The organism is Planococcus massiliensis, from assembly GCF_000821325.1.
Classification (GTDB): Bacteria; Bacillota; Bacilli; order Bacillales_A; family Planococcaceae; genus Planococcus; species Planococcus ruber.
The window spans coordinates 3,051,522-3,062,163 of the sequence record NZ_CCXS01000001.1; the positions used below are offsets into that span (position 1 = coordinate 3,051,522).

Consider the following 10,642-nt stretch of genomic DNA (forward strand, 5'->3'; position numbering starts at 1 on the left):
CCTTAGTTGTCTAGTTCTTTTCAGCTACTTCTTTTGAAATTTGACGTTTTTTTCTAAGCCGAATAAATAAACGGAAGTTATGAACTACTGTTTTTAATACGGCGTATAATGGAATGGCAATTAAGATTCCGACAAAACCGTAAAGTGCTGCGGCAATAAGCAGCAGCAGGATGATCGTCAAGGGGTGAATATTCAACCGGCTTCCCATGATATTCGGCGTCACCAAGTTTCCTTCCAATTGCTGGACCACTAAAAGCACAACGAGAACTTTTACGGCCATCAACGGCTCTCCGCTCATCAAGGCGACAAATATAGCCGGGATAATGCCGATCAATGGGCCTAAAAAGGGGACAATAATCAAGAACATCGCAAAGACTGCCAGCGTAAAGGCGTAATCGAGGCCAATGATGATATAGCCGATATACATCAACACCCCAACCGTAAATGCGACAATGGCTTGTCCGACAATGTAATCGGAAAGGGTCTGGTCAAGATCCCGCAACAGCTTCCTTCCCTCAAGCCGATGTTCTTCAGGAAGGTATTTCATTAAATGAGGATTTAATTTTTCATCATCCTTCAATAGAAAGAACAGGATGAACGGCACTACGATCAAGACAACGGCTACGTTCATCAACATCCCCAGAATCCCCATCACATTTTCCAGCAAGCCGTCCGATAAATCTTCCGTGTAGGAAGTCAAATAATTTTTCAATTCCGTCCCACTTACTCCGGCAAATTCAAATTTAGAAACAGCTTGGCCGGAATCTGTTGTCACTTCCTCAATTGTTTCGGGTGCCAGCTCTGCGAGGCTTGTCACTTGGCCTTTCAATAGCGGCCCCAAGAAATAAGTGATGGAAATTAAAATAATGGCGATCAATGAGAAGATTAGGGCAATTCCTGCGAGCTTTGGTATGTAGCGCGTCAGCAGCTTTAATAGAGGGCGCAAAATATAATACAGAAGGCCAGCAATCACAATTGGCGCAAACACGGTGGCAATAATGACTTTGAACGGCCAAAAAGCATAGTCGATCTTTCCTAAAAAGAATAGAATAATAACAATTAATAGCGTTCCGGTCGCATATTCAAAAAATGGTTTTTTAATCCACATGGAACCTCCTCCTTCCTTTTTCAATTTAAAAATTCCAGCAAAAAAGAGCGAAAGCAAGAGTTGCCTCCGCCTTCACTCTTTTGCCGGAATTGTTTATTCTTCTTCAAGCTCTTTCATCTCTTTATGCGTTTGCGGGAAGCCATTGGCCTGCCATTCATCACGGTAAGCGGAATCCAATTGCGTCAAGCCTTTTTCAGCTGGATCCAAATCCGCTTCTACACTTTCCCGGCGATCTGCTTCTACACTATTGCGCAAGTCCGAGTCTTCTTGAACCTTTACGCTATTTTTTTCCTGATACGCTTTAAAAACAAAAATTCCTGCAGCCGCTGCTAAGGCGCTGCCGATGACTGTATTCATAGTAGATTTTTTCATGTATACCCCTCCAAATAGAAACTGATAGACTGTCTTCTATTCTGTATACCCTTAAAACTACTTTTTAACTACTCATTGAAAAGATTTTTTGGCGCCATTTATTCTTTTAGCTCCTGCGCCTGTTTGCAACCGCCGTTTGCCGAATGAATACCACGCGGCCCTGCCTGTTTTTGCTCGTTCTTTCTTTTAATGGACACTTCATACAATCATTGCCTGCAGCTAACTTTGTAATATGGATGTTGCAGGGGAATGAAATGGAAAGGCAATGCTTAAGCTTCCTGCTCATGCTTAGCTTGTTCTTTTTTGAGCTCAGGCCATTGTTCAAGAAACTTTTGCGCGACGCCTTTTGTGGAAGCTGGATTCTGGCCTGTAATCAGCCTGCCGGACTGCAGCACGCAAGCGGCCATTGGAAACGTGCTCTGTTTGTATAAAGTGCCCCGATCTTTCAATGCCTGCTCCAAAGAAAAAGGAATATGCTTATATAACCCCATTAACTTTTCTTCCTTATCGGAAAACCCCGTAACGACATGCCCTGATAAAAGATATCTTCCGTCTGACAGCTTGACGTTCTGCAAACCGCTCGGCCCGTGGCATACGGCTAAAACCATTCCGCCATTTTCATAGATCGTTTTTGTAATTTCCTGCAACTCGCTGTTATCTGGAAAATCCCACATTGTTCCATGCCCTCCGGCAAAATAAATGGCGGCGTAATCCTGTGCATCAATATCCTCGGGGACGAATGGATTTTTTATTTTGTCCATCAACTCGTCGTTCATATAGTAAGCACGCGTTTTCTTATTTGTCAGGACTGCCATCAAGCTTCTTGGATCCAGAGGAACTCGCTTTCGCGATGTACTAATAATGTCCACTTCAAAATCATTTTTCACTTCATGGTAAAAATCCGTCAATTCCCTCAGCCATAATCCGGTCTTTTTGCCTCCTGTTCCAAGGGCTGCATGATTGGTGACTGCAATCAATAGTTTTTCCATCGTGATCCCCTTTCCTGCTTCGTTCTTTTTCTTCGTATTCCCTTTCCCAAATGAAGAAAAACGTCCACCCATCGTACGTTTCTTCCGCTGCCAAGTTTGCCTGCAAGAGATTCTAAAAGCATTCTCGTCAGCTCTTATTAAACACTTTTATTGTCAGAAAATACAGTCTTTTTATATATTTTCGCCTTTATTTATGATAAAATTACAGTAACTAGGGAGGGATTAAAGATGAAAACGCTTTTGTCGTTTGCAGCATCCATCATCCTTGCATTCAGTATGTTTTCTCTTCCCGCTTCCGCTGTTGTCACGTTTGATGATGTTCCGGCAACCCATGGATTCGCCTTTGAGATCATCTATCTCCACGAACAAGGAATTGTGTCCGGCTACGAGGACGGAACATTCCGGCCCAATGCCACAGTAAGCCGCGCCCAAGCCACTGTGATGATCGGACGTGCACTCGAATTGGATGGCAAACAGCGCAAAACGCCATTTAAAGATGTAAGTGCCGGCCACCCAGCTTCCGGCTACATCGATTCTGCAGTTAAAGAAGGCATCGCCTTCGGCTTTCCGGACAATACGTTCCGCCCGAACGGTCAATTGAACCGTGGCCAGGCAGCGATGTTCCTTGACCGGGCCTTCGATTTCCCAGCGGCTCCGCCATCCGGCTTTTTGGATATGGGACCGAATACCGTTTCCAATGAAGCGGTAGCCAGACTTGCCCATCAAGGCGTCGCAAAAGGTTTTCCGGACAACCGGTTCCGGCCGTCAAGCCCTGTCACGCGCGCCCAATTCGCAGCGTTCCTTGCACGGGCAATTGAACCCACTTTCATTGAAGACAAACGTGAATTGCTTGCAGCCGCTAATGAGATTTTAGGGGCATTGCAGGAAAAGAATTTTGTTGAAGTTTCCAAGTACGTCAGCTCTTCCAAAGGATTGGCCTTCTGCCCATATAGCGGCGGGTGCCTGGATGGCAATGGACAGACATTCTCCAAAAGCCAAGTAAGCGCTTTTATGGCAGACCAGAAAGAATATCTATGGGGCTATGAAGACGGCAGCGGATTTCCCATCGAGTTAACGCCGGCTGCGTATTATGATGAATATTTGATGGACGCCGACTATGAGGAAAAAGAACGCTACGGACGGACAGAGCAGCCGATGACGAGAGAGCAGATTGCACGACGCTTCCCAAATGCGGCCGTTGTTGAATTCTATAATCCCGGCACAGCACAATTCGAGTACATGAACTGGCAAAACTTAAACATGGTCTTTGAAAAAAACAGCGAAGGTGAATGGATTTTGATCGCAATTGTGAACAATCGCTGGACCATCTGACAGTTGACGAAGAGAACAAAAAAAGGCCCCAGGAATCAGATTCCTGGGGCCTTTCGTTATTCAGAAGCAATTGTTTTGAAGAGTTCCACTAAACTTTGCTGGAATTTTTCATTGTCTTCGGGCTTGCGTTTTTTCGGGCCTTTCATGCGCCCGCCGCTTTGCCGGATTTTTTTGGCAACATAGCGGCCGTGGAGCAATTGATCAATATTTTCCGAAGAATAGATTCGGCCGTTCTGGTCAATCGGATATCCTTGCTTGGCAAGGACCATGGCAGCTAGCCCATAATCCTGCGTTACGACGACATCGCCTTTTTTTACACGGTTGACTAAGACAAAATCGACTGCATCCGCACCTTTGGATACCGTAATCGTTTCCGCTCCTTCGCGCTGCATTATATGGGAAGTATCGCAGATCAGCAGCACCGGCAGGTCGAATTTTCTCGACAAAGCGATGGTCAAATCTACAACCGGGCAGCCGTCCGCATCGATCAATACTTTCGTCATCGCGATTTCCTCCGTTCCACCAGATCATCCACTAATTTTTCAGCTGCCCTTTTGTATAAATTGCTTGTATGCACCAGAGAGGCAATTAATAAAACCTGTTCCAATTCGTTCGGATCTTCTATGGCAGCCCCTTCTTTTTCGGCCAATTCTGCTTGGCGGCCAAGCCCTTCTTTAAAAGAGGCAATGCTGCCTTGTTGAATATGCAAATAACTTTCATAGAAGCTTTCTAAATTCAGCTGCTCTTTTTCCGCCCGTTCATTCAACCCATCCAATACTTGCTTCACATCATTTATCGATAAGACGCTTTTCATCTGGTAGATCAAGTGGATCAGCATAATGTGGTTGCGCGAATACTTTTTGTTCTGCACAGGGTAAAACAATTTTCCTTTTGCATAGTTATTGATCATCGTCTTCGTCAGAATTTTTTCTGCGCCGGTTCTTTTCGTTTCTTCAAAACTCGTTTCAAACAATTGAATGACTTGATCGATATATAAGTCAATTTTGGGTATATCTTCTAGAAGGATCGTTTTTTCAAGCGCCAAATCCTCTGTCAGCTTTTTTATATCCGCCACATTTTCACCTTCACCCTGTCAGTTATTACTGTTTATTCTACATGATTATTCAAAATCCTCCAAGCTTGACCACCGAATTAAATAAGAGTATTATCTTAAGTAGTTTCAATAACTACGTATAACAAGGAGCATATATTAATGAGAACTTACATAAGAGAACCATTCAATGCCTTATCCCACCTTCTGGGCGCTGTGTTGTCTTTTATTGCCTTACTGGCCATGGTGATTAAAGCGGCTTATGGCCAGGCCCCAGCTTCGCATCTCAGCTCTGTCATTATTTTCGGTGTGAGTTTGATCTGCCTTTATTCGGCTTCAGCGATTTACCATAGCGCACTTGCAATGCCATCCACCATTGCATTTCTCCGGAAATTGGACCATTCCATGATTTTCGCTTTGATCGCTGGATCGTATGCTCCTTTTTGCTTGATTGCGCTTAACGGCAAGCTCGGCACCATCTTGTTTGCAATCGTTGCGGTCCTTGGCATCAGCGGGATTTTCTTTAAAATGGTATGGTTCCATTCGCCGCGCTGGTTGTCTACCGCCATCTATATTGCCATGGGATGGATTATCATCTTTGCGGTCGTCCCTTTAGCAGACAGTTTATCTGTACCGGGCTTGTCATTGCTCGTCGGAGGCGGCCTTCTTTACACAGTTGGAGGCATTATCTATGGAATGAAACCGGATTTCCTGTCATCCAAGCATTTGGGTTTCCATGAAATTTTTCATCTTTTCATTTTGGCCGGCAGCCTTTGCCATTTCCTTTCTGTTTACTTCTATGTTTTATAAAGAAATGCCCTTTCTTCAAAGTTGGAGAAAGGGCATTTTCTCATCCTCCCTGTTTTCTCTCCGATTAAATGATATGATTATTCTAATAATTTATGAGGAGGAGAACGAATGGAACAATTCGACTTAAATGATCAGCGATTAGCCGACACCTTATTTGAAGCATACATACAGAACAAACCACTTTCTAAAGACCAGATTCCCGCTTTTCTGGAAAAAGAAAAAGCGTACGGCATTCAACATGCCTTAACGGCAAAAAAAGCCGAAGCAGCCAATGAAGAATTGAAAGGCTATAAAATCAGCTTGACGAGCAAGGAAACACAGGAACTTTTTAATTCTGAAACTCCTTTATACGGGGCTTTGACCTCTCCTGCGATTTCCGGCGGCACCATTGAACTTACTGCGATGAGCTCCCCTTTAATCGAACTCGAATTGATTTTCATTGCACAGGAGGATTTGTCTGCAGAAGATAGCGTAGAAGCCATTCTTCAAAAGACTTTGGTTGCCCCAGGAATCGAAGTTCCGGATTCCCGTTTTGAAGATTGGTTTCCGCATCTTTCGCTTGGCCAAGTCATCGCCGACAGTGCCGTGGCAGGAAAAATTGTAATCGGCAAGCCGAAAGAAGGCGTCCGATTTGCTGACTTGGACGATATTCAAGGCCGTTTAACATTCAATGGCGAGGAAATCGCTTCAGATTCCTCGAAAGCCGTGCTAGAACATCCCGTTTATGCAGTCAAATGGCTGGCTGAAGAATTGGCTAAGCACGGGTTAGCGATCAAAAAAGGCATGGCGATTTCCTCCGGTACGTTCATCTTGCCGAAAAAGCTTGAAAAAGGCCTTTATACAGCAAGCTATGAAGGAATCGGAGAAGTCTCCTTAAAAGTGATTTAAGTTTTGCTTTCTCTACTATCTAAAAAAGGCGTCCTGCTTCGCAGGACGCCTTTTTGTTTAGTTTATTCAACTGCCTGCTTGTGGCCTTTCATAATCCATACGTAATAAAGGGCGATTAACAGGACCATAACGGCAAGCATTAAATACAGATTTGCGTAGCCGAGTGAGACGGCAATAATGCCAAGCGATGCTGTACCGATGGCCATGCCCGTATCATAGAAAGCGAAAAACGTGCCTGTCGCATAGCCGCTTCGGTGCTTATCCGCTGATTGGATGGCAAGCGTCTGAAAGCTTGGCAGCAAAGTGCCGTAGCCAAGGCCGACTAACGCACCTGATAAGAGGAGCATCCAAGGCGATTGCGTAATACTCAATGAAAACAGCCCGATGGCAAACATGATGCAAGAAGGAATGATAACGATATGCGGCCCTCTTGAGTCGAATATCCGCCCGCTGAATGGCCGCACCACCAGCATGGCGATTGCATAAACCAAGAAGAAATAACTGGCCGTTTTCAGCAATCCTAATGATTCCGCGTAAACAGAGATGAAAGAAACAATGCTTGCATACACAAAGGAAACAAAAAATCCAACGCTTGCGATGGGCATCGCCTTTGTTTCAAGAAAGTCATGCAAAGACAGTTTGCGTTTTCCTTCGCGCAGCACCGGTGCCGCTTCTTCCACCCGAACCGCTAAAGCACAGAAAAAGCCGATCACCATGATGACGCTAAAAATAATAAAGATGGATCTTGCTGCCATGAAAGGCTGCAGCGTTAACGCAATGAAAGGGCCTGCGACAATCGCAATGTTCATTGCAATGCCGTAATAGCCAAGCCCTTCCCCGCGCCGTTCCGGCGGGACAATATCGGCAGCGATGGCTCCCCCAACCGTCGTCATCAAACTGAACCAAATCCCATGGAAAAACCGCAGTCCCAATAAGAGTGCAAAATCATCTACAAACACATAGAAAATAGTGCTGACTGCGAACATCAGCACACTGAGGATCAAAATTCTTCTTTTTCCGTACTTCTCCAAGATCATTCCGGCAAAGAAGCGCATGATGATAGCAGAAACCAGGAAGACGGAGACCGCCATCCCTCCTTGGCTCGCTGTCCCGCCAAGCTCGTTCATGACGTAAATTGGCAGGAACGTCAGCAATGCATAAAATACGGTAAAAATAAAAAATGTACTAATGGAGATATTGATAAAACTTCTTGTCCAAATTGGTCTTTTTTCAGTCATTGCTTCCATCCTTTTCATATTCTGCTGCATTTCCTATTTTCTTCAATAACTCGATCAGCTGCGCTTGTTCACCTTCTGAGAGCAGCGAAAGCAGCCGCTCTTCCACTTCCAAAATGCGCTTTTCAATTTTAGGAACTGTATTTTTTGCGCGGTCCGATAAAAATACGATACGTTCCCGCTTATCAGCGCCTTCTTTCCGTTCAACCCAACCGCTTTCTTCAAGCCTTGCTACGGTCCTGGTGATGGTCGGAGCTTCCACATTCAAATATTGCCAAATTTCCTTTTGCGTCATAGAACCAAATTGCTTGATACAAAAAAGGATTGACCATTGGGCACTGTATAAATCGAACTCTTTAAGCGCTTCATTCACTTCTTTCACAGAAAGCCGAGATTTTTGATGAATTTCATGGAACAGTAATTTTTGCATCGTCATCCGCCCTTAAATTACTTACTTAGGTAAGTATATATGAATTCTGTGCTTTTGTATAGAGAACAAAACAAAGCCTTTCCTCGCAGAAGTGCAGGAAAGGCTTTGTTCAACACGCTATTATTAAATAATGATCCCTTGTTTTTTTGCGTCAAACATCAGTTCATCACGGAATTTCGGATGCGCAATTGAAATGAGGCGCTTCGCCCGTTCTGAAATGGAGACGCCGTGCAAGCGGGCCATCCCGTATTCCGTCACGATGTTATCTACATCATTTTTGCCTGTAGTGACGACCGATCCCGGAGTCAATTGAAGGTTAATGCGGGAAATCTCATCGTTCTTCGCGGTCGACGTCATGCAAATATAGCCTTTGCCGTTCTCGGCAAAACGCACGCCGCGCGCAAAGTCGATTTGGCCGCCGCTTGAAGAATAATATTTGCCGCCAACGGTTTCAGATGCACATTGGCCAAACAAGTCGACTTCCGTTGTGGCGTTGATGGAAACGATGTTCTTTTCCAAGGCAATTTCCCGCGGATCGTTGACAATGCTTACCGGCAAGAATTCGACAACCGGGTTGTCGTCGATGAAATCATACAGTTTCTTAGAACCGTATGCAAAAGTCGCGACGATTTTTCCGGGATTTGTGAATTTGCGGGTGCCGTCTACGGCTCCCGCTTCTATCAAATCCACAATGCCGTCTGGCAGCATTTCGGTATGGATGCCCAGATGGCGGTGGTCTTTCAGCATGCTGATGACGGCATTCGGAACAGAACCGATGCCAATCTGCAGCGTATCGCCGTCTTCGATGTCTTCAATGACGGAAGAAGCGATCAAAAGATCTTTATCTCCGATCGGCGACGCTTTTTCTTCAGTCAATGGCGCGTTATGTTCCACATACCCCGCAATTTGGCTAATATGGATTTGGTTGCGCCCATAAGTTCTCGGCATCTGGTCATTCACTTCGACAATGAACGGAACTTTTCCAACAAATTCAGAAACATAGTCGGCTTGCGTGCCCATTGTGAAAAACCCGTGCTCGTCCATTGGCGACACGACTGTCATCATCATCGACATCTTGGTCACTTTTTGCAGCATGCGCGGGACTTCATGGAAGTTATTCGGCACAAGCTCCATTTTTGCCTGTTGATAGACCTTCCGTGTAGCGCCGCTCAAGAAATAAGAAACGTGCTTGAGCCCTTCGTATGCGCCTTCAATGTAAGGGCGGTTGCGAAGCGCCAGCATTTGATGGATTTTCACGCCTTGCAGCTGGTCTGCGTGTTCTTCCAATATATCAAGCAATTGGATCGGTTCGCCGTTTGCGATCGGAATGATGATATCTGCCCCTTGATCGATTAAGCCAACCACTTCTTGTGCACTCAATTTTCTAGTCATTTATTGGTTCACTCCCGACTGTCTGGATGTCTAAATTTTATCACATTTCCTTTGGCGCTCCATAAAAGCAAAATAGCCATTCTATTCAAAAAAAGACCGTCATTTTTGATGACGGTCCCGTTTTGAAAGTGTGAAAATAAGCCCTGCAATTCCAAAGAGGGCGAGCAATGCCCAAAGGATTAAAACGATAATGGAACCCATTCCATAATCTCCGCTTGAGTTCGCATATAGTTGCAGAACAAAGAAAGCGATGCTGATAAGCGCGATAACCGCAAAATAGATCATCCGTGTTTTAACCGTGAAATTTTTCATAGCGATGCTCCTTCATGTATCGTGTCGTCGTTCCAAATGCACTTTCGTCGAGACTAATGCCGCCAGCAAGAAAAGTTCAAATGCATTGGTTGCTGCTGAGCTCTCTACTGGGATGGGAACTGCGCTGCCGATCGTCATCACTACCGCTCCCACCAGCATCCATTTCCATCCACGCCTTTTCCAAAGAATCGCTCCTGCTGCAAGAAGCACGACAGAAACCAGCAATACCATAATAGGCGGGCCGGATGCCGGATCGGCAGACACATAGCGCAAAACGCCGTATTCTTTTTCAATCATGAGCTCCATGCCTATCGTTTCCAGCAGCAGTTCAGCAATAATCAAAGCGGCAGTATAGAAAATCGCTGCGATGCCGATAATCCTCTTTCTGCTCCATTCTACTCTAGCTTCCTGCAAGGCACCATAAGAAAACAACACTAAAGCAGGCGTCAAGAAAGCATGACTCCAAAAACGCAGCAAGCTCAAGTTTTCAAGAAGCGGGCCTTCGCCGATGAATTTTCCGAGGGCAATCATGCCATTGTCATAAATCAGCCCAAGCAGGACGAGGTAGATGAATGACATGAAATTCCACGAACGCTGCCGCCGGAGTCCCCCTATCACAAGCCCCATATAAGCAGCTGTAAATAAAAAATAGAGAAGGGTATCCATATGCACCTTCCTTCCGAAAAGTGGGTGTTACTTTACCATTCACTAAACGGAAGGCCT

Annotated in this window: 13 protein-coding genes; 3 read left to right on the forward strand and 10 right to left on the reverse strand. The window is 45.1% G+C overall.

Translation table 11 applies throughout. The annotated features are described in order from the left end of the window. Positions 1-10 precede the first annotated feature (10 nt). From BN1080_RS15215 to BN1080_RS15225, 3 genes are all read right to left on the reverse strand, one after another. The gene (locus BN1080_RS15215) at positions 11-1,108 is read right to left on the reverse strand and encodes an AI-2E family transporter (protein WP_052654677.1); all 1,098 of its coding nucleotides are present in this window, start codon (positions 1,106-1,108) and stop codon (positions 11-13) included. Positions 1,109-1,201: 93 nt separating this feature from the next. After that, a complete protein-coding gene (locus BN1080_RS15220) occupies positions 1,202-1,480 on the reverse strand; it encodes a hypothetical protein (protein ID WP_052653414.1) in 279 nt (92 codons plus the stop codon). Positions 1,481-1,749: 269 nt separating this feature from the next. After that, positions 1,750-2,469, reverse strand: coding sequence for a type 1 glutamine amidotransferase domain-containing protein (locus BN1080_RS15225; protein ID WP_199876634.1), 720 nt, complete (start codon positions 2,467-2,469; stop codon positions 1,750-1,752). A gap of 228 nt (positions 2,470-2,697) precedes the next feature. Here BN1080_RS15225 and BN1080_RS15230 point away from each other — a divergent pair, with 228 nt between their 5' ends. Further along, positions 2,698-3,801 (forward strand): S-layer homology domain-containing protein, encoded by a 1,104-nt coding sequence (locus tag BN1080_RS15230; RefSeq protein WP_052653418.1) that lies wholly within the window; start codon positions 2,698-2,700, stop codon positions 3,799-3,801. A gap of 56 nt (positions 3,802-3,857) precedes the next feature. Here BN1080_RS15230 and BN1080_RS15235 read toward each other — a convergent pair whose 3' ends face one another. Together BN1080_RS15235 and BN1080_RS15240 are read right to left on the reverse strand one after the other, a co-directional pair. Continuing rightward, a complete protein-coding gene (locus tag BN1080_RS15235; protein ID WP_052653420.1) occupies positions 3,858-4,304 on the reverse strand; it encodes a YaiI/YqxD family protein in 447 nt (148 codons plus the stop codon). Further along, on the reverse strand, positions 4,301-4,876 hold the full coding sequence (locus tag BN1080_RS15240; RefSeq protein ID WP_052653422.1) for a DUF1836 domain-containing protein: 576 nt from the start codon (positions 4,874-4,876) through the stop codon (positions 4,301-4,303). The genes BN1080_RS15235 and BN1080_RS15240 overlap by 4 nt, the downstream gene beginning before the upstream one ends. Before the next feature lie 138 nt (positions 4,877-5,014). Here BN1080_RS15240 and trhA point away from each other — a divergent pair, with 138 nt between their 5' ends. Then, positions 5,015-5,662 carry a PAQR family membrane homeostasis protein TrhA gene (gene trhA / locus BN1080_RS15245; RefSeq protein ID WP_052653424.1) on the forward strand — a complete coding sequence of 216 codons (648 nt, stop codon included), beginning with the start codon at positions 5,015-5,017 and terminating at the stop codon, positions 5,660-5,662. A gap of 108 nt (positions 5,663-5,770) precedes the next feature. Then, positions 5,771-6,550 (forward strand): 2-keto-4-pentenoate hydratase, encoded by a 780-nt coding sequence (locus BN1080_RS15250; RefSeq protein ID WP_110925667.1) that lies wholly within the window; start codon positions 5,771-5,773, stop codon positions 6,548-6,550. Between the two features lie 62 nt (positions 6,551-6,612). Here BN1080_RS15250 and BN1080_RS15255 read toward each other — a convergent pair whose 3' ends face one another. From BN1080_RS15255 to BN1080_RS15275, 5 genes are all read right to left on the reverse strand, one after another. Continuing rightward, positions 6,613-7,788 (reverse strand): MFS transporter, encoded by a 1,176-nt coding sequence (locus BN1080_RS15255; protein ID WP_052653426.1) that lies wholly within the window; start codon positions 7,786-7,788, stop codon positions 6,613-6,615. Then, the gene (locus tag BN1080_RS15260) at positions 7,781-8,215 is read right to left on the reverse strand and encodes a MarR family winged helix-turn-helix transcriptional regulator (RefSeq protein WP_052653428.1); all 435 of its coding nucleotides are present in this window, start codon (positions 8,213-8,215) and stop codon (positions 7,781-7,783) included. Before BN1080_RS15260 ends, BN1080_RS15255 begins: the two co-directional genes overlap by 8 nt. A gap of 123 nt (positions 8,216-8,338) precedes the next feature. After that, positions 8,339-9,607 (reverse strand): acetyl-CoA hydrolase/transferase family protein, encoded by a 1,269-nt coding sequence (locus BN1080_RS15265; protein ID WP_052653430.1) that lies wholly within the window; start codon positions 9,605-9,607, stop codon positions 8,339-8,341. A 99-nt stretch (positions 9,608-9,706) separates the two neighbouring features. Then, the gene (locus tag BN1080_RS15270; RefSeq protein WP_052653432.1) at positions 9,707-9,919 is read right to left on the reverse strand and encodes a hypothetical protein; all 213 of its coding nucleotides are present in this window, start codon (positions 9,917-9,919) and stop codon (positions 9,707-9,709) included. A 12-nt stretch (positions 9,920-9,931) separates the two neighbouring features. Continuing rightward, entirely contained in the window at positions 9,932-10,585 is a 654-nt protein-coding gene (locus BN1080_RS15275) for a hypothetical protein (RefSeq protein ID WP_052653434.1), read from the reverse strand. Positions 10,586-10,642: the final 57 nt, after the last annotated feature.

Coding starts and splice junctions, on each gene's coding strand:
- BN1080_RS15215 (WP_052654677.1), bottom strand. CDS start 1,108: ATGTGGATTAAAAAACCATTTTTTGAATATGCGACCGGAACGCTATTA.
- BN1080_RS15220 (WP_052653414.1), bottom strand. CDS start 1,480: ATGAAAAAATCTACTATGAATACAGTCATCGGCAGCGCCTTAGCAGCG.
- BN1080_RS15225 (WP_199876634.1), bottom strand. CDS start 2,469: ATGGAAAAACTATTGATTGCAGTCACCAATCATGCAGCCCTTGGAACA.
- BN1080_RS15230 (WP_052653418.1), top strand. CDS start 2,698: ATGAAAACGCTTTTGTCGTTTGCAGCATCCATCATCCTTGCATTCAGT.
- BN1080_RS15235 (WP_052653420.1), bottom strand. CDS start 4,304: ATGACGAAAGTATTGATCGATGCGGACGGCTGCCCGGTTGTAGATTTG.
- trhA (WP_052653424.1), top strand. CDS start 5,015: ATGAGAACTTACATAAGAGAACCATTCAATGCCTTATCCCACCTTCTG.
- BN1080_RS15250 (WP_110925667.1), top strand. CDS start 5,771: ATGGAACAATTCGACTTAAATGATCAGCGATTAGCCGACACCTTATTT.
- BN1080_RS15255 (WP_052653426.1), bottom strand. CDS start 7,788: ATGACTGAAAAAAGACCAATTTGGACAAGAAGTTTTATCAATATCTCC.
- BN1080_RS15260 (WP_052653428.1), bottom strand. CDS start 8,215: ATGCAAAAATTACTGTTCCATGAAATTCATCAAAAATCTCGGCTTTCT.
- BN1080_RS15265 (WP_052653430.1), bottom strand. CDS start 9,607: ATGACTAGAAAATTGAGTGCACAAGAAGTGGTTGGCTTAATCGATCAA.
- BN1080_RS15270 (WP_052653432.1), bottom strand. CDS start 9,919: ATGAAAAATTTCACGGTTAAAACACGGATGATCTATTTTGCGGTTATC.
- BN1080_RS15275 (WP_052653434.1), bottom strand. CDS start 10,585: ATGGATACCCTTCTCTATTTTTTATTTACAGCTGCTTATATGGGGCTT.